The 24,205-nt window shown below is 67.4% G+C and carries 22 protein-coding genes; 9 read left to right on the top strand and 13 right to left on the bottom strand.

The features are described from left to right. Positions 1–25: 25 nt before the first annotated feature. Complete coding sequence (locus tag HUK68_RS00780; protein WP_175502478.1) at positions 26–982, top strand: SGNH/GDSL hydrolase family protein; 957 nt, start codon at positions 26–28, stop codon at positions 980–982. A gap of 80 nt (positions 983–1,062) precedes the next feature. Here the strand turns inward: HUK68_RS00780 and HUK68_RS00775 are convergent, their stop codons facing one another. Together HUK68_RS00775 and dacB are read right to left on the bottom strand one after the other, a co-directional pair. Next, positions 1,063–2,625: an alpha/beta hydrolase family protein gene (locus tag HUK68_RS00775; protein ID WP_244146223.1), complete on the bottom strand. Its 1,563-nt coding sequence runs from the start codon at positions 2,623–2,625 to the stop codon at positions 1,063–1,065. A gap of 57 nt (positions 2,626–2,682) precedes the next feature. Further along, the gene (gene dacB, locus HUK68_RS00770; RefSeq protein ID WP_175502477.1) at positions 2,683–4,167 is read right to left on the bottom strand and encodes a D-alanyl-D-alanine carboxypeptidase/D-alanyl-D-alanine endopeptidase; all 1,485 of its coding nucleotides are present in this window, start codon (positions 4,165–4,167) and stop codon (positions 2,683–2,685) included. 148 nt (positions 4,168–4,315) lie between these two features. Here dacB and tsaB point away from each other — a divergent pair, with 148 nt between their 5' ends. The 4 genes from tsaB (at position 4,316) to corA (ending at position 7,466) form a co-directional block, all read left to right on the top strand. Next, positions 4,316–5,002: a tRNA (adenosine(37)-N6)-threonylcarbamoyltransferase complex dimerization subunit type 1 TsaB gene (gene tsaB, locus HUK68_RS00765; protein ID WP_175502476.1), complete on the top strand. Its 687-nt coding sequence runs from the start codon at positions 4,316–4,318 to the stop codon at positions 5,000–5,002. Then, on the top strand, positions 4,999–5,484 hold the full coding sequence (gene rimI / locus HUK68_RS00760; RefSeq protein WP_175502475.1) for a ribosomal protein S18-alanine N-acetyltransferase: 486 nt from the start codon (positions 4,999–5,001) through the stop codon (positions 5,482–5,484). Before tsaB ends, rimI begins: the two co-directional genes overlap by 4 nt. Further along, positions 5,475–6,272, top strand: coding sequence for a uracil-DNA glycosylase family protein (locus HUK68_RS00755; protein ID WP_175502474.1), 798 nt, complete (start codon positions 5,475–5,477; stop codon positions 6,270–6,272). Before rimI ends, HUK68_RS00755 begins: the two co-directional genes overlap by 10 nt. 207 nt (positions 6,273–6,479) lie before the next feature. After that, positions 6,480–7,466 carry a magnesium/cobalt transporter CorA gene (gene corA / locus HUK68_RS00750; protein ID WP_175502473.1) on the top strand — a complete coding sequence of 329 codons (987 nt, stop codon included), beginning with the start codon at positions 6,480–6,482 and terminating at the stop codon, positions 7,464–7,466. Between the two features lie 154 nt (positions 7,467–7,620). Here the strand turns inward: corA and HUK68_RS00745 are convergent, their stop codons facing one another. From HUK68_RS00745 to HUK68_RS00710, 8 genes are all read right to left on the bottom strand, one after another. Beyond that, positions 7,621–8,355, bottom strand: coding sequence for a 5'-methylthioadenosine/adenosylhomocysteine nucleosidase (locus tag HUK68_RS00745; RefSeq protein WP_175502472.1), 735 nt, complete (start codon positions 8,353–8,355; stop codon positions 7,621–7,623). Positions 8,356–8,451: 96 nt separating this feature from the next. Continuing rightward, positions 8,452–10,128 (bottom strand): long-chain-fatty-acid--CoA ligase, encoded by a 1,677-nt coding sequence (locus tag HUK68_RS00740; protein WP_175502471.1) that lies wholly within the window; start codon positions 10,126–10,128, stop codon positions 8,452–8,454. A gap of 105 nt (positions 10,129–10,233) precedes the next feature. Further along, positions 10,234–10,851 (bottom strand): hypothetical protein, encoded by a 618-nt coding sequence (locus HUK68_RS00735; protein ID WP_175502470.1) that lies wholly within the window; start codon positions 10,849–10,851, stop codon positions 10,234–10,236. A 255-nt stretch (positions 10,852–11,106) separates the two neighbouring features. Next, a complete protein-coding gene (gene fba, locus HUK68_RS00730) occupies positions 11,107–12,171 on the bottom strand; it encodes a class II fructose-bisphosphate aldolase (RefSeq protein ID WP_175502469.1) in 1,065 nt (354 codons plus the stop codon). Between the two features lie 366 nt (positions 12,172–12,537). Continuing rightward, on the bottom strand, positions 12,538–13,980 hold the full coding sequence (gene pyk, locus HUK68_RS00725) for a pyruvate kinase (RefSeq protein ID WP_175502468.1): 1,443 nt from the start codon (positions 13,978–13,980) through the stop codon (positions 12,538–12,540). Positions 13,981–14,211: 231 nt separating this feature from the next. Next, the gene (locus tag HUK68_RS00720) at positions 14,212–14,988 is read right to left on the bottom strand and encodes an abortive infection protein (protein WP_175502467.1); all 777 of its coding nucleotides are present in this window, start codon (positions 14,986–14,988) and stop codon (positions 14,212–14,214) included. Positions 14,989–15,047: 59 nt separating this feature from the next. Next, positions 15,048–16,436 (bottom strand): aminopeptidase P N-terminal domain-containing protein, encoded by a 1,389-nt coding sequence (locus HUK68_RS00715; protein ID WP_175502466.1) that lies wholly within the window; start codon positions 16,434–16,436, stop codon positions 15,048–15,050. Between the two features lie 105 nt (positions 16,437–16,541). After that, a complete protein-coding gene (locus HUK68_RS00710) occupies positions 16,542–17,321 on the bottom strand; it encodes a nucleotidyltransferase family protein (protein WP_175502465.1) in 780 nt (259 codons plus the stop codon). A gap of 149 nt (positions 17,322–17,470) precedes the next feature. Between HUK68_RS00710 and tkt the strand changes: the two genes are divergently transcribed. The 3 genes from tkt to HUK68_RS00695 all read left to right on the top strand — a co-directional run bounded on the left by tkt (position 17,471) and on the right by HUK68_RS00695 (position 21,726). After that, positions 17,471–19,513 (top strand): transketolase, encoded by a 2,043-nt coding sequence (gene tkt / locus HUK68_RS00705; protein WP_175502464.1) that lies wholly within the window; start codon positions 17,471–17,473, stop codon positions 19,511–19,513. A gap of 33 nt (positions 19,514–19,546) precedes the next feature. Continuing rightward, positions 19,547–20,551 carry a type I glyceraldehyde-3-phosphate dehydrogenase gene (gene gap, locus HUK68_RS00700; RefSeq protein ID WP_175502463.1) on the top strand — a complete coding sequence of 335 codons (1,005 nt, stop codon included), beginning with the start codon at positions 19,547–19,549 and terminating at the stop codon, positions 20,549–20,551. A gap of 200 nt (positions 20,552–20,751) precedes the next feature. Next, a complete protein-coding gene (locus tag HUK68_RS00695; protein WP_175502462.1) occupies positions 20,752–21,726 on the top strand; it encodes a Bug family tripartite tricarboxylate transporter substrate binding protein in 975 nt (324 codons plus the stop codon). Positions 21,727–21,785: 59 nt separating this feature from the next. On the opposite strand, the gene HUK68_RS00690 is transcribed toward HUK68_RS00695, so the two are convergent. Together HUK68_RS00690 and HUK68_RS00685 are read right to left on the bottom strand one after the other, a co-directional pair. Beyond that, positions 21,786–22,286: a pyridoxamine 5'-phosphate oxidase family protein gene (locus HUK68_RS00690; RefSeq protein WP_175502461.1), complete on the bottom strand. Its 501-nt coding sequence runs from the start codon at positions 22,284–22,286 to the stop codon at positions 21,786–21,788. 161 nt (positions 22,287–22,447) lie between these two features. Further along, positions 22,448–22,732 (bottom strand): hypothetical protein, encoded by a 285-nt coding sequence (locus HUK68_RS00685; RefSeq protein ID WP_175502460.1) that lies wholly within the window; start codon positions 22,730–22,732, stop codon positions 22,448–22,450. A gap of 179 nt (positions 22,733–22,911) precedes the next feature. On the opposite strand from HUK68_RS00685, the gene HUK68_RS00680 reads away from it, so the two are divergent. Beyond that, on the top strand, positions 22,912–23,832 hold the full coding sequence (locus HUK68_RS00680; protein WP_175502459.1) for a pirin family protein: 921 nt from the start codon (positions 22,912–22,914) through the stop codon (positions 23,830–23,832). Between the two features lie 7 nt (positions 23,833–23,839). Here the strand turns inward: HUK68_RS00680 and HUK68_RS00675 are convergent, their stop codons facing one another. Further along, entirely contained in the window at positions 23,840–24,196 is a 357-nt protein-coding gene (locus HUK68_RS00675; RefSeq protein WP_175502458.1) for an HPF/RaiA family ribosome-associated protein, read from the bottom strand. Between the last annotated feature and the right edge of the window lie 9 nt (positions 24,197–24,205).

Here is a 24,205-nt window from a genome sequence, read left to right as displayed (position 1 = left end):
GTCCATATCCCTTCTGGAGAATCTCATGGCAGCAAATTGGATGCGTCGGACCGCGTTGGTCACCGCCTGTGCAACGGCGGTACTGCTCGCCGCCTGCGGCTCAAGCACCACGGAATCGGCGCTTTCGCCCAGCCGCTTCATTGCCTTTGGCGACGCCGCCGCCGATGTCGGCCAGAACGGCGCCAGCTACACCGTCAACGACAGTTCGTTGAACAACTGGACCCGCTATGTGGCCGCGCAGTACGGCAAGGAACTCAAGCCCTCGAACCAGGGCGGACTCAGCTACGCTTTCGGCAACGCGCGCATTGCCGCCACGCCCGACGCCGCGGGAAATGCCGCCACCCCCACGGTGGCAGCGCAGATCGACAGCTTCCTGGCTTCGGGCGGCGCGCTGCAGAAGGACGATGTGGTGCTGCTCAGCGCCGGCACCAGCGACCTGATCGTGGGCCTGTCGGCCGTGATCGCGGGCACGCAGACCGCCGCCCAGTACGAAGCTTCGGCCCGCTCGCTGGGCGCGCAGTACGCGGACCAGATCCGCCGCCTGACCAATGCCGGCGCCAAGCACGTCGTGTTCTCCGGCAGCTACGACCTCGGCAAGTCGCGCTGGGCCGTCGAAAAGGTCCAGGTCCCGGCCGCCGAAGCCGCGAGCAAGGCCTTTAACGAAGCGCTGCTGATCGGCGTCAACGACCTGGGCGATTCCGCGCTGTACGTCGACCTGGCCTACTACGTGAACCTCTACACCTACTCGCCCAATTCCTATGGGTTCAACAATGCCACCACGCCGGTCTGCACCTCGGTCGACGCGGGTCCGGGCATCGGCATCGGCGCCGGCGAGATCAATTCCTCGCTGTGCACCACCTCGACGCTGATCGCGGGTGCCAACCAGGACACCTACCTGTTTGCCGACAAGGTCTACCTGACCCCCTCGGCCTACCGCCAGTTCGGTGTGTACGCCTACGACAAGCTGCGCCTGCGCTGGTAATCGGCCACGCCCGGCAAGCAACCGACCTTCGGGTCGGTTTTTTCATTGCCGGGCCACGTTGGCAGTGCCGCAGGCCTGCTTCATTCACCAGAAGCCAGCACGCGCGCAAAGAAACTGCGTGCCGCGAGGTGGCAGAACGGCGGCACCAGCGCGCCGTGGTACAGCAGCAGCGCTGCTGCGGGTCCGCCCTGGGCTGCGGCCGTGGCCTTGGCCAGCGCAAAGCCGGCCTTGACGTCGGCATAGGGATCATTGAATCCGCTGATCGGCGCGTCGACATCGAGCACGCTCAGCATGCCGGGCGGCATGGCCGCGGGCGAGGGCGGCGACCACAGCGCCTGCAGCGCGCCGGTATTCAGGGCGAAGAACACCGTCGGGTCGGCCTGGCCGCCGCACAGCAGCATGGGCCGCCGCGGCACCCAGTCGCGCAGGTCGTTGGCCTTGAGCGCCTGGCGCATCGGATGTCCGGGCATTGCCGCGGGCATGCCGGTCGTGCGCTCGGGCACCAGGCCGTCGGGCCGCAGCGCCGCATCCTCGAGGTAGGCCAGGCGTTGCGCATTGCTCAGCAGCGGATCGGGGCCGAAGCCGAGCGCAAACAACGGCGCCTGGGCCAGCGGCGTGGTCGGCGGCGTGATCGATTCCAGCCCGCGCGCCGGCGGCGTGGTGCTGAACAGCGCGCTCACCGGCAGCCGGCCCTGGCGCCAGAGCTGCGCCAGCGGCACATCGGCCGGCAGCAGCGCGGCCATATGGGGCGCATAACGCGGCGCATAGACTTCGTCCGGCTGGCGGTAGATCCTGCCGTAGGCCTGCTGGTAAGCGGTCACCAGCAGCGGCGTGAACACCGTGCTGCCCAGCGGTACGCGGCCATGGAAGATCGCATCGCCATAGCTGGCCAGCGCATACGGCCCGGACATCGGCGCCGATGCCGTGACATGCAGGCCCGCGGCCTGCAGCGCGCGGTGCGTGGCCAGCGCCACATACCCGCCCTGCGAATTGCCAGACAGCAGCAACTGCCCGCTGTCGCGCGCCTCCAGCGCGGGCAGCGCAACGCGCGCGGCGGTGAGCGCATCGACCATGTCCTTGGACTGCTGGTCGGCCACGAGGTAGGGGTGGTAACCGAGCCGCGAGCGGTCGTAGCCCGCATAGTTGGGCGCCACGACGATATAGCCGTGGGCGGCAAACGTCGCCGCCAGCTGCAGCCCGGCCGCCGCGCCCGGCCGCGTCAGGTCGGAAATCTCGGCCTGGTTGTAGGCGCGCTCTGGATCGGTGCCATGGCCGTAGAGCAGGATCGGGCGTGGACCCGTACAGGCGGCGCCACTGCCGCGCGGCAGCATCAACGCCGCCGTGGCATTGGTCTGCTCGCCGCGGGCTCCCACCGTGGCGTATTCGATCGAATGCACCTGCACGCCGCAGACCGGTGCGCCGGCCTGCGCCAGCAGCTCCCGCCCCGCAGGTGTGGTGCCGAGCCGGGCCTGCAACTCGGGCGCTGACGCATCGAGCGTGCGCGGCGGCGGAGACTGCAGCAGCAGGCCGCGCTGCGTGCCCGGTTGAACCCCGGGTTCATCGTCCTCGCCACCGCAGGCCGCAAGCGCCAGGACCGCCGGGATGACACCCAGCTGCCAGATGGACCTCCAATGCATCCTCATGCCGTACCTCCCTCGTCTGGTGTGATGGGCCAGGCGTGGCGCCGGCCTCGAAACACCTTATCGGGCGGCGAGGTCGCCGGCCACCCATTCCACCAATGCCTCCAAGGTCGGACGTGCGGCCGCCGCGCGCGGGTCGTTGACCAGCGCCACCAGCACATAGCGCCGGCCGCTGGCCGCATGCACGAAGCCGGCAATGGCCGAGGCGTCGCGCAAGGTGCCGGTCTTGAGGTGGGCCTGGCCGCTGGCACGTGCCTGGCTGCGACGCAGCGTGCCATCCACGCCCAGCACCGGCATCGAGGCCAGGAATTCGGGCATCACCGGCGAGGCCCAGGCGAGCTGCAGCATGCGCGCCAGGCCCTGCGCCGTGACCCGCTCCTCGCGGCTCAGGCCCGCGCCGTTCTCCACCACGGGCACGGCCTGAGCGCCGACCCGCTGCTGCCACCACTGGCGCAGCGCGGCCTGCGCGCTGTCCCAGCTCCCCACCCCGCTGCGCTGCCAGCCCATGGTCAGGAAAACCTGCTGCGCCATGACGTTGTTGCTATATTTATTGATATCCCTGACCACCTGGGCGAGGGTTTCCGACTCGATCACCAGCGCCGGCGCGAGCCCGGCCGGCACCCGGCCGTCGCGCACCACGCCGCCGAACTGGCCGCCGAGTTCGCGCCACATGCCTTCGATGGCGCGCGCCGCGAAGCGTGCGCCGTCGACCGGCGCCACCGACCAGTTGCGCTCGCCGCAGGCCGCGGGATAGCTGCCGGCGAAATCCATGCGCCCGGGCAGCTCCAGCGAAGCCTGCAGGCGCGTATGCCAGTCGCCGCAGGGCGTGCCTTCGGGCGCCAGCGGCACGCTGGCCTGCAGTGCCATGCCGGCCAGCGGCGGGTCGTACTGGATGCGCGCCAGGCCCCCCTTCACGTCCGGCAGAAAACCCATCACCAGCGACTTGTAGTTGACCAGCAGTGCATCGGGTGCAACGTTGTAGGGCCGCAACGGCTCGCCATCGAACAGCCCCGGGTCGTGCGCGGCCAGCGCAAAGGCCGAACGGTCGAGAACGATGTCGCCCTCGATGCTCCGCACGCCCATCGCCTGCAGCCGGCGCAGGGCGAGCCACAAGCGCTCCATCACCAGCCGCGGATCGCCCTGGCCCTGGATGTAGAGCGGGCCGCGCAGCACGCCGGCCTGCACCGGTCCGCCAAAGTAAAAGGGCGTGCGCCAGGTGTAGGCCGGGCCCAGCTGGTCGAGCGCCGCAAACGTGGTCACCAGCTTCATGACCGATGCCGGATTCATCGGCCGCTCGGGCTGCCACGACAGGCGCGGCTTGGCACCCCTGGGTTCGGCTTCGACGACCAGCACCGACAGCGCGTCGGCGGGCAGCTGGGCCCGCGCCAGCGCGGCGGTCACGGCCGGCGGCAGGGCCGGGGCCGCGGACGGCGGCAGCGCCTCGGCGGCCAGGACCGCCGGGGCGCACAGCGCCATCGACAAAGGGATGCCCACGAGGGCAAGGAAGCGGGCGCGCAGGCGCGCCGGGACTGACGGCAGAGGCATGCGTCCAGTTTAGGGCCCGGCCGACGGATGCGTGCGCACCGGGCTTTCCCGGCTTGGCGCACAAGCCGCGCCGCGGGCACCGATAATCAAGGACTTGCGCATCTGCGGCCGCCCGGCCGCCGCCCAGCCGCCTCTTCCGGCCCCCTCCATGAACCTGCTTGCCTTCGACACCAGCACCGACATCCTTTGCATTGCCGTCCAGCGCGGCGATGCGCTCTGGCAGCACCGCGGGCCTGGCGGTGCCCAGTCATCGGCCCAGTTGCTGCCGGCCATCCGCCGGCTGATGGACGAAGCCGGTCTCGAGTTCAAGCAACTCGATGCCATCGTCTTCGGCCGCGGCCCGGGATCGTTCACCGGCCTGCGCACCGCCTGCGCCATCGCCCAGGGCCTGGCCTTTGGCGCCGATGTGCCGGTGCTGCCGGTCGACACGCTGCTGGCCGTGGCCGAGACCGCGCGCGCCGAACATGGCTGCACCGAGCTCGTGGCCGTGCTCGATGCGCGCATGAACGAGGTCTATCACGCCGCCTACCGCTGGCACGACGGCGCCTGGCAGTCCGCAGGCGAAGCCGGGGTCTGCGCCCCCGAACTGCTGCAAGTGCCGGCGGGCTGGAGCGTGGCGGGCAATGCCCAGGCCGCCTATGGCGAACGCCTCGCGCCCGAAGCCCGGCACCTCGTGGCGCTGCCGACTTCTGCGGCATTGCTGCGCCTCGCGCCCGCACTGCTCGCAGCCCAGGGCAGCCTGCCGGCGGCCGCGGCCCTGCCTTTGTATATCCGCGATAAAGTCGCGCAGACCACCGCCGAACGTGCCGCCGCACGCCTTGCCGCCACGCCATGAGCCCTGCCCGCCTGCCCGCCGACCAGCAAGCCATCCGCTTCGTGCCGCTGACCGAAGCCTGGCTGGACACGCTGCTGCCTGTGGAACAGCAGGCCTACAGCCATCCCTGGACGCGCGGCAACTTCATCGACGCGCTGGCCGCGGGCTATGAAGCGCAGCTGCTGGTTGATTCGGAGCAGCAGTTGCTGGGCTACTTCGTGGCCATGACGGTGCTCGACGAAGTCCATCTGCTGAACCTCACCGTGGCCCCCGCGCACCAGCACCGGGGCTGGGCCCGCGTCATTCTTGACGGCCTGGCACTGTGGTCGCGCCAGCGCCAGGCCGCCTGGCTGTGGCTTGAAGTGCGCACCAGCAACGCGCGCGCGCGTTCGATCTACGAAAAGCATGGCTTCCAGCAGATTGCCGAGCGCAAGAACTATTACCCGGCGGCCGATGGCCAACGCGAGCACGCCATCATCATGAGCCTCAACCTATGGCCCTGAATCTCGACCTCCGCCAGCGCGCCATGCTGCAGGAAATGGGCATCACGGTCTGGCAACCCGAACCGCGGCCAGAAGCCCCCGAGCCCATGGCCGCGGCCACCGCGGCGCCGCCGCAGCGGCCCGCGCGCGCCGAACCGCCGCCGGCCCAGCCGGCGCCGCGCGCCGCGCCCGCCATGCCCGCCCCGGCCGCGCCCCGTCCCCAGCCTTCGGCAGCTGTCCAGCCCGCCGAAGGCGCTGCGGCCATGGGCTGGCGCCTGCATCCCGCGCGCCCGGTATATGCGCCCTTGGCGGATGCTTCGGCCACGGCCGATGGCGGCTGGCTGATCCTGCTGGAGCATCCCACGGCCCAGGGTGTATCCGCGCCGGCATCCGCTGCGGCGACCGGCACGGCCCTCGAGGGCGATGCCGCGCGCCTGCTGGACAACATGCTGCGCGCGCTGCGCCTGCACCGGCACCCGCGCGTCTGGAGCGCGGCGCTGGAGCGCGAAGGCGCCCAGGCCTCGGCAGCGGCCGCGGACTGTCCGCCGCTCGACGCCGGCCTGCAGGCCATGGTGCAGGAGTTGCAGCCCGCGCGCATCCTGGTGCTGGGCCTGGCCGCGGCACGCGCCGTGCTCGGCCGCAGCGACGCGCTGGGCCGGCTGCGCGCCGAGCCGCACCGCGTGGCGGGCCGCCCCGCCGTGGTCACCTACGATCCCGGCTACCTGCTGCGCGCCGCGCACGCCAAGCCCGCGGCCTGGGCCGACCTGTGCCGAGCCCAGGCGCTCGCACATCCGCCCGAGACACGCTGATGACAACCCGGATAACCGGTGCGCGCAGCCCTCGTGCCGCGCGCCCGGTGCGTCCAATGCCATAATTGCGGACTTCAAGAACAACTGGAGATTGCTCCGTGGAAACCTACCCTAGTTGGTAGCTTTCAACTCCCATTGCGCTGCTGCGGGGGTTGAAAGCAAGACCTCATTCACCGCCGCACGTAAAAAAAGATATGGGAGTGAGCAATGCTCAACATCTTTACGCTGACCAATGGCCGCCTGGTCCAGGGAGAAATCGACTCGCTGGAAGACCTGGCACGGTTTCAGCCCATCTGGGTCGACCTGGAGTCGCCCACGCTCGAGGAAAAGCGCTGGATCAAGCAGCACTACGGCCTGTCGATCCCCGAAGACGCGATGGACGAGGACATCGAGGAATCGGCGCGTTTCTATGAAGAAGACAATGGCGAGCTGCACATCCGCAGCGACTTCCTGATCGACGATGACGACGACCCGCGCTCGGTGCGCGTGGCCTTCATCCTGAACCAGCACAACGCCGAGCTCAAGAGCCGCGGCGTGCTGTTTTCCATCCACGACGAGGACGTGCCGGTGTTCCGCCTGCTGCGCATGCGCGCGCGCCGCGCACCGGGCCTGCTCGAGGATGCGAAGGAAGTGCTGCTCAAGCTGTTCGATGCCGACGCCGAGTACTCGGCCGACACGCTCGAGCGCATCTACGACGCGCTGGAAAAAGTCAGCACCCAGGTGCTGTCCGGCGAGGTCGACGATGCGCGCGCCAGCGACGTGCTGTCGGCCATTGCGCGCCAGGAAGACATGAACTCGCGCATCCGCCGCAACGTGATGGACACGCGCCGCGCGGTAAGCTTCATGATGCGCAGCAAGATGCTCAACGCCGAGCAGTTCGAGGAGGCGCGCCAGATCCTGCGCGACATCGAATCGCTCGACAGCCACACCGCCTTCCTGTTCGAGAAGATCAACTTCCTGATGGATGCGACCGTTGGTTTCATCAACATCAACCAGAACAAGATCATCCGCATCTTCTCGGTGGCCAGCGTCGCGCTGCTGCCGCCGACGCTGGTGGCCAGCGCCTACGGCATGAACTTCAAGTTCATGCCCGAGCTTGAATGGACGCTGGGCTACCCGTTCGCGCTGCTGCTGATGGCGGCCAGCGCGGTCGGTCCCATGCTCTACTTCCGCAAGCGCGGCTGGTTGAAATAGGAAGCACCCCCTGAGCGCCTGCGGCGCTTCCCCCTCTCATCCTTCGGTGGAGGGGGACGGCAGCCTCGGTGCGGGGCGGCCCTTCCTCGCTGCCCCTGACCTGGGACAGGCCAGTTGCATAGATAGCGATCAGCTGGGCAGATGGTATTTCATGTCAGGTGTGAAGAAGCCGCTGCAGGAATCCTGTGAGGATCTGCTGCGCATACCGGCTCGCGACATCGCGCACGAATTCCGTGAAGTCGACCGCGGCGCTGTCGTCGGCGCCATCGGAAATGGTGCGCATCGCGGCAAACGGCACGCCATAGTCGTGGCAGGTCTGCGCCACGGCGGCACCCTCCATCTCCACCGCGAGCACCGCGTGGCCCGCGGCCTCGAGGCGGTGGCGCAACGCCTGCGAAGCCTGGGCGGTGCCGACGAACTGGTCGCCGCTGGCCACCAGCCCATGGTGCGCGCGCAGCGGGTTGCCCACGCAGTCCCGGCTGGCCGCATGCAGCGCCGCGCTCATGCCCGGATTGCAGGCCAGGCGCGCACGGCCATAGCCGGGTAGCTCCCAGCGCGGGAACAGCGGCGAGGCATCGAAATCATGCTGCAGGTATTCGCTGGCGACAACCACATCGCCGACGCGCACGCCCGGGCCCACGCCCCCGGCGACGCCGGTGAAGACAATGCGCGTGGCGCCGAAGCGCTCGATCAGCGCCGCGGCCGTGGTCGCCGCGGCCACCTTGCCTATGCCCGACAGCGCGCAGACCAGTTCATGCTCCACGCCCTGGCCCTGCCAGCGCCCCTGCCAGAACTGCCGGCCGGCGTGCCGCGTGGCGCGCAGGCCATGCAAGCCCTCGACCCAACCCGCCTGCTCTTCGGGCAGGGCACTCAAAATCGCAATCGTCATCTGCTTTTCACGCTGAAAGATAAAACCGCCGCACAGGGCGGCGGTTGCCATTGTGCGGCGATTGCAGGAAGCAGGTGCGGCACGGGCCTATGTCGCTCAGCTGCTGCGCAGCTCGCGGCGCAGGATCTTGCCCACCGGGGTTTTCGGCAGCTCGGTGCGGAATTCAATGATGCGCGGCTGCTTGTAGCCGGTGAGATGCGAGCGGCAGAAGTCGCGCACCGCCTGCTCGGTCAGCGCCGGATCCTTCTTCACGATCACCAGCTTCACCGACTCGCCGGTCTTTTCGTCGGGCACACCGACCACCGCGCATTCGAGCACGCCCGGGCATTTGGCGACCACATCCTCGACTTCGTTGGGGTAGACGTTGAAGCCGCTGACCAGCACCATGTCCTTCTTGCGGTCGACGACCTTGAAGAAGCCGTTTTCATCGATGGTGCCGATGTCGCCGGACTTGAAGAAGCCATCGGCCGTGAAGGCACGCGCGGTTTCATCGGGCAGCTGCCAGTAGCCGGCCATCACTTGCGGTCCCTTGATGGCGATCTCGCCGGGCTGGCCGGGCTGCGTCACATCGTTGCCCGCATCGTCGATCAGCTTCATGTAGGTGCTGGGCAGCGGCACGCCGATGGTGCCGGTGAACCGGCTCACGGTGACCGGGTTGCAGCTGACCGACGGACTGGTTTCCGACAGGCCGTAGCCCTCGCAGATCGCACAGCCGGTCTTCTCGAGCCACAGCTGCGCGACCGCGCTTTGCACCGCCATGCCGCCACCGACCGACACCTTGAGGTGCGTCCAGTCGACGGTGTTGAAGTCCGGGTGGTGGGCCAGGCCGTTGAACAGCGTGCTCACGGCCGGGAAGCTGTGGAAGCGGTGCTTGGACAGTTCGGCCAGCGTGGCCTTGAGGTCGCGCGGATTGGGGATGAGCAAGGTCTTGCCGCCGGTGCGCATCGACAGCATCATGTTCACCGTGAACGCGAAGATATGGTAGAGCGGCAGCGCACAGACGCTGGTCGGCTGCTCGCCGCTCGGGATCTTGTCCATGACCGGCGCATTCCAGGCTTCGGACTGCAGCACGTTGGCGATGATGTTGCGGTGCAGCAGCACCGCGCCCTTGCTCACGCCCGTGGTGCCGCCGGTGTATTGCAGCAGCGCGATGTCGTCGGGCAGCAGCTGGGGCGCCTGGAAAGTGGCCCCCGCGCCCTTGGCCAGCGCATCGTTGAAGCGCACCGCGCCCGGCAGCTGAAATGCCGGCACCATCTTCTTGACCTTGCGCACCACATAGTTCACCAATGCGCCCTTGAACAGGCCCAGCTGGTCGCCCATCGCGCAGAGCACCACATGCTTGACGGCCGTGGCGGCAATGCAGGCCTGCAGCGTGGTGGCGAAGTTCTCGATGATGATGATGGCCTTGGCGCCCGAGTCCCGCAGCTGGTGCTCGAGTTCGCGGGCGGTGTAGAGCGGGTTCACATTGACCACCACGAAGCCCGCGCGCAGCACCGCGGCCACGGCCACCGGATACTGCGGCACGTTGGGCATCATCAGCGCCACGCGGTCGCCTTTGACCAGGCCCAGCCCCTGCAGGTACGCCGCCAGGGCCCGGCTCTGTGCATCGGTCTGGGCGAAGGTCAGTTCCTTGCCCATGAAGCTGTACGCCACCCGGTCGCGGTATTTCGTGAAGGCCTCTTCCATCAGGGCCACCAGCGACGGATATTGCGTCGCGTCGATTTCCGCAGGCACCCCTTGGGGGTATGCGCTCAGCCAGGGACGATCACTCATGGTCTAGAAACCTCCAGTAGTTGTTGCCAATGCTCGAAGCATTGTCAGCCGAGCCCTGGAAGCTCGCAGTCTGTAGTTACCCTAGGACCAAACGCACAGCGCCGCTCAGACCGAACCGGGAAACGGCGGCAGCACCAGCGCACCATCGATGGATGACAGGCTGTCGCGCGCGGCGCTGGCCACGGCCTGCGCCCAGTCGCGCAACTGCCGGCCCTGGCTGCCCTTTTCCGGCTGCAGCAGGCGCTGGTCGGCAAGGATCTGCAGTTCCACCATGCCGCCGTCCTCGGTGGCAAAGCGGTAGCTCAGGTGGCTGTAGGGCAGCTGCGGCAACTGGCGGCGCTGCTCGAGCCAGGCCTGGGTCTCGGGCTTGGTGCGCTTGAGCCACTGCTGGGCCTGCGCGTTGCGCCGCAGGCGCAGGCAATCCATGCGATCGGGGCTGCCTGCGGCCTCGTCGAACATGAGTACATCGAGTTCGCGCGGGCAACTCACGCCCCACGACACGGAACGCCAGAACAGGTTGGAGGCATTGCTGCGCACCAGCACCACCGCCAGAGGCTCCTGTTTTGCGCCTTGCAGCACCAGTGCCCGGCTCTTCAGCGCCACCTGGGCACCGGCGCTGGGCAACGGCGCCCAGGCCTCGTCGGCTGCGCCCAGGTCGGCCCAGGCTCCGGCAGGCAGCGCCAGCTGCGCACGACCTGCGGCGTAATGGCCGGCGGACGGCACGGAGGATGTCTGTGTGGCGCATCCCGCCAAAACCAGCAAGACCCCTGCTCCCAAAAGCGCAAAACGCGCTCCCATTCTCTTCATTGCGAGTCTCCCTGCGCAAGGCACAGGCGCATCGCCTGCCCCATGGATTTTTCAGCCAACCGCCATGCTGCACGCAGGCCGGCAAAAAGGCAACGGATACCCGTCACGCAAATGAAAAAAGCCCCCGGGCTGGAAGGCCAGGAGGCTATTGGATTGGCATGCGCGGTGAGATCAGTTCACGACCTGCTTGAGCGTGCCGTCGGCATACATGCCGGCGATGACCTGCAGGTTGTGGCCCTTGATCTTGCCGGCCTGGCCTTCGCAGCCGAATTCAATGTAGCGCTGCTTGCAGATCTGCTTGGCGGCTTCGCGCGCGGGCTTGAGCCATTCGCGCGCATCGAACTTCTCGGGGTTCTCGAACAGGAACTTGCGCACCGCGCCGGTCATGGCCAGGCGGATGTCGGTGTCGATGTTGATCTTGCGCACGCCGTACTTGATGGCTTCCTGGATTTCCTCGACCGGCACGCCGTAGGTTTCCTTCATGTTGCCGCCGTACTGGCGGATGATGGCCAGCAGTTCCTGGGGCACCGACGACGAGCCGTGCATCACCAGGTGGGTATTGGGCAGGCGGGCGTGGATTTCCTTGACGCGCTGGATCGACAGGATGTCGCCCGTGGGCTTGCGCGTGAACTTGTAGGCGCCGTGGCTGGTGCCGATGGCGATGGCCAGCGCGTCGAGCTGCGTGGCCTTGACGAACTGCGCGGCTTCCTCGGGGTCGGTCAGCATCTGGCTGTGGTCCAGCTTGCCGACGGCGCCGATGCCGTCTTCCTCACCGGCTTCGCCGGTTTCCAGCGAACCCAGGCAGCCGAGTTCGCCCTCGACCGTGACGCCCACGCGGTGCGCCATCTCGACGACCTTGCGCGTCACGTCGACGTTGTAGTCGAACGAAGCCGGGGTCTTGCCGTCTTCCATCAGCGAGCCGTCCATCATCACCGACGAGAAGCCCAGGTCGATCGCGCCCTGGCAGATCGCGGGCGACTGGCCGTGGTCCTGGTGCATGACCAGCGGGATGTGCGGATATTGTTCGACCGCGGCCTGGATCAGGTGCTTGATGAAGGCTTCGCCCGCATACTTGCGCGCGCCGGCGCTGGCTTGCAGGATCACGGGTGCGCCGACCTCATCGGCGGCAGCCATCACCGCCTGGACTTGCTCCAGGTTGTTGACGTTGAAAGCAGGAATGCCATAGCCGTTTTCGGCAGCATGGTCGAGCAGTTCGCGCATCGAGACGAGGGACATGTCGTGGATCCAATTCAGGGTGGTAAACAGCCCGCGCAGCACATTTGCCGTACGCGGCCCACCCGCGCCGCGGCGTGAGTCCGGGCCCAGCGGCGGTAACCGCTGTGTAACCCGGGATTTTAGCCCGACTCAAAAGCCCGCACCAGCACCATCCATGCGCCACTGCACTTACCACCAATCGCTGGTGAATGAGTGAGAACGTTGGAAACTGGCGCAGCCCAGCATGGGGGCGGATGGCCGCCCCGCAGCGAGGAAGGGCCGCCCCTAGGCGGGCCGCCCCCCGCACCGAGGCTGCCGTCCCCCTCCACCGAAGGTTGAGAGGGGGAAGCCGGGGCGGCCCCGCCGCGTAGCGGCTCAGGGGGTGCTTTAGCTTGCCCTGCAGATCTGCAGCATATTGGTGCCGCCGGGCTGGCCCATCGGCAGGCCGCAGGTGATTGCATAGACATCGCCCTGCTGCACGATGCCGCGGGCCTTGAGATGGGCTTCGGCCTGCTCGAGGGCGGTGTCGCGGTCGGCCGAGGTGTCCATCAGCAGCGGGCGCACATTGCGGTACAGCGCCATGCGGCGCTGGGTCTGGACCTTGGGCGTGAGCGCGTAGATGGGGATATGGATGCGCCGGCGGCTCATCCACAGCGCGGTCGAGCCGCTGTCGGTCATGGCCACGAGGGCCTTGGCGCCCAGGTGGTGGGCCGTGAACAGCGCGCCCATGGCAATGCTCTGGTCGATGCGGCCAAAGGTGCGGCCCGTGAAATCGGCGTCGCGCTCGACATCCTCGGCGGCTTCGGCGGCGGTGCAGATGCGCGCCATTTCCTCGACGGTCTCCAGCGGATACTTGCCGGCCGCGGTCTCGGCGCTGAGCATCACGGCATCGGTGCCGTCGAGCACCGCATTGGCGACGTCGCTGACCTCGGCGCGCGTGGGCACCGGGTTGGTGATCATGCTTTCCATCATCTGCGTCGCGGTGATGACCACCTTGTCCATGTCGCGCGCCATGCGGATCATCTTCTTTTGCAGCGCCGGCACGGCAGCATTGCCGACTTCGACCGCCAGATCGCCGCGCGCCACCATGATGCCGTCCGAGACGCGCAGGATGTCTTCCAGATGCGGAATCGCCTCGGCGCGCTCGATCTTGGCAATCAGGCCGGGCTTGTGGCGCCACGGCGTGCCGGCGACGTTGCACAGCTGGCGCGCCATTTCCATGTCGGTGGCGTTCTTCGGGAAGCTCACCGCGACGTAGTCGGCCTGCAGGCCCATCGCGGTCTTGATGTCTTCCATGTCCTTGGCGGTGAGCGCGGGCGCGGTCAGGCCGCCGCCCTGCTTGTTGATGCCCTTGTTGTTGGACAGCTCGCCGCCGAGCTTGACGGTGGTGTGCACCTCCTCGCCCAGCACCGCATTGACGGTCAGCACGATCAGGCCGTCATTGAGCAGCAGCAGGTCGCCGGCCTTGACGTCGCGCGGAAGTTCCTTGTAATCCAGGCCCACGCCCTGCAGGTCGCCGGGTTCGGTGCGCGAGGCATCCAGCACGAAGGGCGCGCCCGCGACCAGCATCACGCGGCCTTCGGCGAACTTGCCGACGCGGATCTTCGGGCCCTGCAGGTCGGCCATGATGGCCACCTCGCGGCCGGCGCGCTGCGCGGCGGCGCGCACCATGGCGGCGCGGTCGATATGGTCCTGCGCCGTGCCATGGCTGAAGTTGAGCCGCACGACGTTGACGCCGGCGCGCACCATCTGTTCCAGCAATTGCGGGTCGCTCGAGGCGGGACCCAGGGTGGCAACAATCTTCGTGGCGCGGGACAAGGGCTTGGTCATGAGGCTTTCGCGAGAGAGGAATCGGAATTCAATTCTCACACGGAAGCAGTTACAAACCGGGTACGAAATTAGCACCCCCACGCTCGCCCACTGCGTGTGGCTCGCTGCCCCTAAGCGGGCCTCCCCCCAGGGGGCCGTCCGCCGCCTTGGGACGGCCCGGCGGCGGCGGCAACCACCACCCTCCCTCACCGCGTGTGGTCGCGCCGGGGGGAGCAGCCCCCCAGTGCCTCCCTACAGCACTGGCCCAATCAACCCATGCGACAGCAGGAAGGTCACCATGTGCGCCAGGATGGCCGCTTCGAGGCCGAAGCGCCAGCACAGGAAGCCGGACAGCAGCCCGTAGACCACCTTGCCCAGCACCACATGCAGCTGCAGCAGGCCGGGCAACGGGCCCAGCAGCCAGTAGGTCAGCAGCCAATGCAGCGCCGCCCAGAGCAGCGCGCACAGCACGATGGCGGTCCAGCCCATGGTCGGCGATGGCGGCAACTTGCCGCCGGCCAAGCGCCAGAGCGCCCAGAACACGCAGGCCAGCAGGCCCCAGCGCACCAGCAGCTCGTTGGTCAGGCTGCCATACAGCAGCTTGGACAGCAGCGGCATGGTGTAGAGCGGTTCGGCGGCCTTGAGGCTTTCGGGCCAGACGATGGCCAGGGTCACCAGGCAGGCGGCGCCGGCCACGCCCCCGGCCACGCCCGGCAGCCAGACGCGGCGGAAAGCTTCGCGCGGCGAGCGACCGGCGATCCAGGTGGTCAGGACCGGCGCCGCCATGCCCACGCGCGGCGCAAGCAGCACACCGATGCCCACCGCCAGCGCCAGCACCATCGACAGCCCCGCCATCTGCAGCAGCGGCAAGTGGCCTGGCAGCGGCGCCAGCGCATGGCTGTAGCGCCAGTCGGGAATGATGGACCAGACCAGGGCCGAGATGCCCGGCATTCCCAGCAGCCAGAGCACCGTGAAAATGCGCCACTGCAGGCGCGGTGGCGCGGAAGTCAGGCTGGAGGCGTCGGGCATGGAGAACAGTCAGGAAGGAAGAAGACGCAGGCTGCCGCGGGCGCCGTGGCTGGCGCGGCTCACGCCAGGTCGCGCATCAGCGCCTCGATCTCGTCGGCCTTGACCGGAACGTCGCGCGTGATCAGCTCGCAGCCCTGCTCGGTGACGATGGCGTCATCCTCGATGCGGATGCCGATGTTGTGGAACGCCTCGGGCACATCGGCGCTGGCGCGCAGATAGAGGCCCGGCTCGATGGTGGTGCACATGCCCGCGCGCAGGATGCGGCTCGGACGCTGGCGCAGGCTTTCCCCCGTGGCCGGATCGCTGCGCGGCGGGGCGGTGTCCTCCGCATTGGGCTCGACATAGCTGCCGCAATCGTGCACGTCCATGCCCAGCCAGTGGCCGGTGCGGTGCATGTAGAACGGGAAATAGGCACGCGTGTCGATCACGTCCTGGGCCGTGCCGACGCGGTCGGCATCGAGGATGCGCAGATCGAGCAGGCCCTGCGCCAGCACCGCGAGCGTCGCGTCGTGCGCATCGCTGAAGCGCGCGCCGGCGCGCGTGGCGGCAATTGCCGCATCCTGGCTGGCCAGCACCAGGTCGTACACCGCGCGCTGCGGGCCGGTGAACTTGCCGTCGGCCGGGAAGGTGCGCGTGATGTCGCTGGCATAGCCATCGAGTTCGCAGCCGGCATCGATCAGCACCAGTTCGCCAGGGCGCACCAGCGCCTTGTCGGCCTGGTAATGCAGCACGCAGGCGTTGGCACCCGCGGCAACGATAGAACCATAAGCCGGATATTGCGAGCCCTGCTGGCGGAATTCATGCAGCAGTTCGGCGTCGAGGTGGTACTCGCGCACCTCCTCGCCCGCGCGCAGCATGCGTGCCGAACGCTGCATGGCACGCACATGCGCCTTGGCGCTGATGCGCGCGGCGCGGCGCATGATGTCCTGCTCGTGTGCATCCTTGACCAGGCGCATCTCGTCCAGCAGCGCACACAGGTCGCCCTGGTGGATCGGCGACTGCACGCCCATGCGCACGCGGTTGCGCACCTGGGCCAGCCAGGTTTCCACCTGAGCGGCCAGCCCGGCGTGGGTGGCAAATGGAAACCACACGCACTCGGTGTTTTCAAGCAGCCGCGGCAGCCGGGCGTTGATGTCGGCGCTGGAGAAGGCCTGGTGGACACCCAGCGTGGCCACGGCCGCCTCGGGACCCAGCCGGTAGCCGTCCCAGATCTCGCGCTCGAGGTCCTTGGGCTGGCAGAACAGCGTGCTCTGCCCATCGCCCTTGAGCACCAGGCACGCGTCGGGCTCGGTGAAACCGGTCAGGTAATAGAAGTAGCTGTCATGCCGGTAAAGGAAATCCGTGTCGCGGTTGCGCTGGCGCAGCGGCGCCGTGGGGATGATGGCCACGGCCTGGGGTCCCAGTTGGGCAGCCAGGCGCGCGCGGCGTTGGGCATAAACAGAGGTCATGCCGGCTATCGTACTGCGCACTTGCTTGCAAATGTATCCCCCGATTTATTGGATTGACCACTATTTGCAATCTTCTCTGCGGTGCGTTCAGTAAGCGCCCCTGTCCTACAGGGGCAGCGAGGTGTTCAACAACTGCAGCCGCTCGGGCGTGCCGACGTCGGTCCAGCGCCCTGAATAGACCGATGCGCCGACCCGGCCCGAGGCCATGGCGCGGCGCAGCAGCGGCCCGAGCGCGGCGCGTACGCCCTGCGGATTGCCGGCCGGAATATCGCACCAAGGGGTGGCAAACAGCTCGGCACGCAGCAGTGCGATGGTGCTGTAGGTCCAGCGCGGGCGCGGATCGCCGGCGGGCAGATCGAGCGCCAGGCCTTCGGCGCTGAGACCGAAGTCGCCCAGTGGATGGTGCTCGGGGTTGGGCACCAGCCACAGATGCGCCAGCTGCTCGCTGGCGGCGAACGCCGCGGCTGCGGCAGCATCGAACGTGAAATCGGGCGCGAACACATCGCCCGCGGCCAGCCAGAACACCGGCCCGAGCTGCGGCAGCGCGCGCGCGATGCCGCCCGCGGTTTCCAGCGCCGATCCCTGGCCCGACGGATCTTCATCCGAATAAGCCAGCGGCAGGGCCGCACCCGCGGCCTCGAACACCGAACCCAGGCGCGCGGGAATCTGCGCGCCAAGCCAGCCGGTATTGATCACCGCGCGCGGCACGCCGGCCGCCGCCAGCGCCTGCAGATGCCATTGCAGCAGCGGCTGCCCCTGCACTTCGAGCAGCGGCTTGGGGCAATGGTCGGTGAGCGGGCGCATGCGCTCGCCGCGGCCTGCGGCCAGCAGCATTGCCGGCGGCTGGAGCAGCGCCGATGGCGCGAAAACAGGGGCAGAAGACATGCGCGGGGAACTCCGAAAAAGGCAGGCTGGCCAGGGGTTTGACCATGGGCTGCACTGTAGTGCATTGCCCCGCGTTGCCGGGCAAAACCAGCCGCCGCTTAAAATGCCGGGCTTCCCCTGACAAATACTCTCCTTTTTGGAGCGCCCAGATGGCCAACACTCAACAAATGGCGAATGCAATCCGTGCACTCGCAATGGATGCCGTTCAACAAGCCAACTCCGGTCATCCCGGCGCCCCGATGGGCATGGCCGACATGGCCGTGGCTCTGTGGAGCCGCCACCTGCAGCACAACCCGGTCAACCCGCACTGGGCCGACCGCGACCGTTTCATCCTGTCGAACGGCCATGGCTCGATGCTGATCTATGCGCTGCTGCACCTCACCGGCTACGACCTGCCGATGTCCGAGCTGAAGAACTTCCGCCAGCTGCACAGCAAGACTGCCGGCCACCCCGAAGTGGGCATCACCCCCGGTGTCGAAACCACCACCGGCCCGCTGGGCCAGGGCATCACCAATGCCGTCGGCTTCGCGCTGGCCGAGAAGCTGCTGGCTTCGGAGTTCAACCGCAAGGGACACGAGATCGTCAACCACCACACCTATGTGTTCATGGGTGACGGCTGCCTGATGGAAGGCATCTCGCACGAAGCCGCCGCGCTCGCCGGTGCCTGGAAGCTCAACAAGCTGATCGCGCTGTACGACGACAACGGCATCTCCATCGACGGCCAGGTCGCGCCCTGGTTCATCGACAACACCGCCCAGCGTTTCGAAGCCTACGGCTGGAACGTGGTCGGCCCGGTCGACGGCCATGACGTCGACGCCATCGACGCCGCCATTGCGCACGCCAAGCAAAGCGCCACCAAGCCCACGCTGGTGATCTGCAAGACCAGCATCGGCAAGGGCTCGCCCAACCGCCAGGACACCGCCAAGGCCCACGGCGAACCCCTGGGCGGCGAGGAAATCGGCCTGACGCGCGCCGCGCTGGGCTGGACGCACACGCCGTTCGAGATTCCGGCCGACGTCTACGGCGACTGGGACGCCAAGTCCACCGGCGCCAAGACCGAAGCCGCCTGGAACAAGAAGTTCGCGTCGTACGCCAAGGCCTTCCCCGAACTCGCCTCCGAGTTCACGCGCCGCATGGCGGGCGACCTGCCGAAGAACTTCGCCCAGGTCGCGGTCAACACCGTGGTCGACACCATCGCCAAGGGCGAGACCGTGGCCAGCCGCAAGGCCAGCCAGATGGCGCTCGAAGCCTTCACCGCGGCCCTGCCCGAAATGCTGGGCGGCTCGGCCGATCTGACCGGCTCGAACCTCACCAACACCAAGAGCACGCCAGCGCTGCGCTTCGACGAAGCCGGCGCCGTGGTGAAGAACGAATACGGCGTGGGCGGCCGCCACATCAACTACGGCGTGCGCGAGTTCGGCATGGCGGCGATCATGAACGGCATCGCGCTGCACGGCGGTTTCATTCCTTACGCCGGCACCTTCCTGACGTTCAGCGACTACAGCCGCAACGCCATCCGCATGGCCGCGCTGATGAAGCAGCGCGTGATCCACGTGTTCACGCACGACTCCATCGGCCTGGGTGAAGACGGCCCGACGCACCAGTCGATCGAGCACGCCGCCAGCCTGCGCCTGATCCCCGGCCTCGACGTGTGGCGCCCCGCCGACACCACCGAAACCGCTGTCGCCTGGAGCGCCGCGCTGTCGCAGCGCGACAAGCCCACGGCCCTGCTGCTGAGCCGCCAGAACCTGGCCTATGCGCACAAGCGCGACGCCGGCGACATCAGCCGCGGCGCCTATGTGCTCAGCGAACCCGCCGACATCGGCCTCAAGCAGGCCGCCCAGGCCGTGATCATCGCCACCGGCTCGGAAGTGCAGCTGGCCCTGGCCGCGCAGAAGCTGCTGGCCATCAAGAAGATCGCCGTGCGCGTGGTCTCCATGCCCAGCACCACGAGCTTCGACCGCGAAGACGTCAAGTACAAGACCAAGGTGCTGCCCGCCAACCTGCCGCGCATCGCGGTGGAAATGGGCGTGACCGACTTCTGGTGGAAGTACGGCTGCGCGGCCGTGGTCGGCATCGACACTTACGGCGAATCGGCGCCGGCCAACGTGCTGTTCAAGCACTTCGGCTTCACCGAGGACAATGTCGCCGCCACGGTCCAGGCCGTGCTGCGCCAGCAGAAGAAAAAGTAAGCAGGTTTCGTCATTTCACTTCAAGAGGCAAATATGACCATCAAAGTAGGTATCAACGGGTTCGGCCGCATCGGCCGCATGGTGTTCCGCGCAGCGGTGCAGAACTTCGGCAGCGACATTGAAATCGTGGCCATCAACGACCTGCTGGAACCCGACTACCTGGCTTACATGCTCAAGTACGACAGCGTGCATGGCCGCTTCCAGGGCACCGTGGCCGTCGAAGGCAACACCCTGGTGGTCAATGGCAAGTCGATCCGCCTGACGCAGGAACGCGACCCTGCGGCCCTGAAGTGGAACGAAGTCGGCGCCGACATCGTGATCGAAGCCACGGGCCTGTTCCTGACCAAGGAAACCGCACAGAAGCACATCGACGCAGGCGCGAAGAAGGTGATCATGTCGGCTCCTTCCAAGGACGACACCCCGATGTTCGTGTTCGGCGTGAACTGCAAGACCTACGCCGGCGAAGCCATCATCTCCAACGCTTCGTGCACCACCAACTGCCTGGCCCCCGTGGCCAAGGTGCTCAACGACAAGTGGGGCATCAAGCGCGGCCTGATGACCACGGTGCACGCCGCCACGGCGACGCAAAAGACCGTCGACGGCCCGTCGAACAAGGACTGGCGCGGCGGCCGCGGCATCCTGGAAAACATCATTCCCTCGAGCACGGGCGCGGCCAAGGCCGTGGGCGTGGTGATTCCCGAGCTGAACAAGAAGCTCACGGGCATGTCCTTCCGCGTGCCGACCTCCGACGTGTCGGTGGTCGACCTGACGGTGGAACTCAACAGCGAAGCCTCGTACGCCGAGATCTGCGCTGAAATGAAGGCCCAGTCCGAAGGCGCGCTCAAGGGCGTGCTGGGCTACACCGAGGACAAGGTGGTGGCCACCGACTTCCGCGGCGAGTCCTGCACCTCGGTGTTCGACGCCGAAGCCGGCATTGCGCTGGACAAGACCTTCGTCAAGGTCGTGAGCTGGTACGACAACGAATGGGGCTACTCGAACAAGTGCCTGGAAATGGTGCGTGTTGTAGCAGCCAAGTAAGCAGGTTCTGCGCTGACGAGCGCAGGGTGACTGTAGAGCGCCAGTTCCGCAAGGGCTGGCGCTTTTTTCTTGCCTGACGCTCAAGCATGAAATCCTCATAACTTCATGCGAAAGAATGCGTTGGCCGCATAAGCATGGGTCCCTAGACTGGCTGATTCACAGGCGCCTGCGCCTGACGTTCACACCGCCTTTCTCATCCCATGCATCTGCCTGCCCTGACCCGCCGCCGCCTTCTGGCCTCCACCGCCCTTGCCTGGGGCCTCGCTGCCAGCGGCCTGGCCCAGGCCGCCGACCGCACCATCCATATCGTCGTGCCGTTTGGCGCGGGCGCTGTGCAAGACACCGTGCTGCGCGCATTCAGCAATGAACTGGGCCAGGCGCTGCAGGCGAGCATCGTGATTGAGAACAAGCCCGGCGCGGGCGGCACGCTGGGCACGCAGGGCGTGGCGCGCGCCAAGCCCGACGGCAACACGCTGGTCATGGCCGCGGCAAGCCACAACTTCACGGGCCACATGTACCCGCGGCTGGGATTTCACCCGGTCAATGATTTCGAGCCCGTGGCGCTGGTCGCCTCGTCGGGCTATGTGATTGCCGCGCCTGCGGGCCAGGCACGCAATCTGGCGCAATGGGTGGCGGCTGCCAAGGCCAGCCCCACGCCCTGGAACTACGCTTCGGCCGGCAATGGCAGCGCCTCGCATCTGGGCATGGCGTCGTTCCTGGCACAAGCCAAGCTCGAGCAGCAGCACATTCCCTATAAATCCACAGGCGACGCCGTGCGTGAACTGCTGGCCGGCCGCGTCCAGGGCGTGACGGCAGCGACCACCGGGCTGATTGCCTTCAAAGACGATCCGCGCGTGCAGCTGCTGGCCTACACCGGACCGAAGCGCTCGCCCTTCCTGCCCGACCTGCCCACGGTCGCGGAATCGGGTTTCCCGGGCTTTCAGTTCGACACCTGGTACGGACTGCTGGCACCGGCCGGTACGCCGGCAGCCGAAATCGGCAAGCTCAACGCCGCGGTCAACAAGGTGCTGGCCGATCCCGTGGTGCAGGAGCGCGTGCGCAAGCTGGGCGCGGAAACCGCCACCGACACGCCCGCAGGCTTCAAGGCGCTGCTGGCCAAGGACTGGGTGACGGCGGGGAACGTGGTGAAGGTTTCAGGCGCGCGCGTGGAGTAAGGACCGCGGGCCCCTGAAATCCTGCGCCGGGGCCGGCCCGCAAAGGGCCGGGCCCGGCCTCAAAGTTGGATCGTCTTGTGCTCGCCCATGCCCTTGGGCGGTTCGCCAGTGATGGCGGCCTTGGCCATCTTGAACAGCTGGACCAGCTGGTTTTCCTTGACGTCCCAGTACTCGGCCGAGGACACGGGCGCTACCAGCACCGTCAGGTCGGGGTCTTCGACACCGCCCGGGAACCAGGCCTGGGCCGCAGTGGACCAGAGCTTTTCCTTCAGCGCGCGGTCTTCGCTCAGATGCGCGGCGCTGCTGACCGACACATAGCTGTCTTCGCCCGGATCGGCAAAGCTGATCTGGATCTGGTTGTCCTTGGTCACGCATTGCGCCAGATCGGTTTTCTTGTCCAGCAGGAAATAGAAGCTCACATGCTCGTCCATGCCTTCCTTGTTGGCCATGGTCATGGGGCAGGCATGCAGTGCGCCGTCGGGGTGGCGGTGGGTGATCATTGCGAAGCGGATTCCCTTGACCAGTTTCCAAAGGGTTTCGCGTGGATTGTTGTCGGCCATGTGCATCTCCTGGTGAACGCTTGAAAGGGTGATGCACCGACTCTATTCATCCTCCCGCGCGGGGTCTGTCGGAGAACGGCCCCTGCGCTTGTCCCGGCCGCGCAGCCATGAAAAAAGCCCCTTGCGGGGCTTTGCGGGGTGGTGCGGAGAGCATGGCGGCCTCACGCGGAGGCGGCAGCGGTGTTGGCATCGGAATGGAGCAGCTCGATATCACCCTGGCTCACATACAGCTCGAATTCGTCCTTGGCCAGGGTCACGGTGATGGGCTGACCTTCGGATTCCCACGACAGCACCAGGCTGGCGATGGCGGTGGCGACATCCACCGTCTGCCCCGCGGGAATGTCCTCGAGCGGGCCGTCGCCAACGCGGTGCTGCACACGACCCTTGATGCGGGCCTGGAATTTCTCGGGATAAGCGGCGCGAGGCTCAGTGCTGGGAGTGGTCATGTAAATCTCCTGAAAGATGGAAAAGCGCTGGGTCCGCGGACAAGGCACCGATAAGCCAGAGTCTGCCAGCGCGGCAGCAGGCCCGGGCCGGGGATATGGATGCATCTGTTAATTTAACGTCTGTGCGCCATCCTGTTTGTCAGCCATGCGCTTTTTAACGTCCCTGAAGGAAAATGTCCATGTCCGCTGCCTCCTCCTCTCCCCAGCGCCTGAGCACCCGCATGGCCGATGTCGGCGGCCTGCCCGTGCACCGCGCCGTGCCGCAGCGCGCGCTGCGCAAGGTCGGTGCCTGGTGCTTTCTCGACCATCTCGGGCCCGCAGTGCAGCGCGGCGACCACAGCCTGCAGGTCGGTCCGCATCCGCATATCGGGCTGCAGACTTTCACCTGGATGATCGAAGGCGAGGTGCTGCACCGCGACAGCCTGGGTTCGGAGCAGGTGATCCGCCCGGGCCAAGTCAACCTGATGACCGCCGGCCATGGCATTGCCCACTCCGAGGAAAGCCTGGGCAGCCCGCACATCCATGCGGCCCAGCTCTGGATCGCGCTGCCGGGCGGCGAGCGCGGCATGCGGCCGCGCTTTCAGCACTACCCCGACATTCCGCGCTGCAGCCAGGACGGGCTGGAGATCCGCGTGCTGGCCGGTGAAGCGCTGGGCGCGGTGTCGCCGGTACAGGTGCACAGCCCGCTGGTGGCGCTCGATCTGCACCTGCCCGCCGATGCGCCCGCCCCGGTGGCCACCGAACTGGCGCTGCGCGCGGATTTCGAATACGCGGTGCTGGGGCTCACCGGAGAGATCAATGCCGACGGCATGGCGGCAGTGCCCGACGAACTGCTGTTCCTTCCCGCGGGCCGCGGCATCCTGCGCCTGGAATGCACGCCCGGCACGCGGCTGCTGCTGGTCGGCGGCGCGCCCATGCACGAAGACGTTTTGGTGTGGTGGAATTTCGTTGGCCGCACGCAGGAAGAGATCGCCCAGGCGCTGGCCGACTGGCAGGCCGGGCCCGGGCCGGACGGCAAGGGCCGCTTCGGCCCAGCCGTGGCCTCGCCACTGGCGCCGCTCAAGGCGCCGCCCCTCGAAGGCCGGCTGCGCGCCGGCTGAGGGTCCGCTACTCGTCGAGAGGCTCTTGCGTGCGGATGGTTTCGCGGCCGTTCTTGTCCTTGAGGCGGCCCAGATCGGTTTCCAGCGCGCGCATCAGCTTCTCGGTGGCGGCCGTAACAGCGTCCGCCATCTTCTCGGCTTCGGCATTCACCGCGATCGGCTGGCGGCCGTTGACCCGGGTCTCGAGGACGCAGCGCTTGAGGCCGCCCTGGGTCTTGCGCGCATCGGTGTCCGAGAGGAACGCTTCGACCCGCGTGGTGTACTCCTTGAACCGCGACAGGCGCGACTGAAGCTCGCCCTGTACCCATTTCGCCAGTGATTCCCCGCCTTCGACGAGATGGTCCGTGTGCACCTGGATCTGCATGCTCTCTCC

Source organism: Comamonas antarctica, assembly GCF_013363755.1.
Lineage (GTDB): Bacteria > Pseudomonadota > Gammaproteobacteria > Burkholderiales > Burkholderiaceae_C > Comamonas > Comamonas antarctica.
Note: the sequence above shows the minus strand (reverse complement) of the source record. Positions and strands in the feature narration are given on the sequence as shown.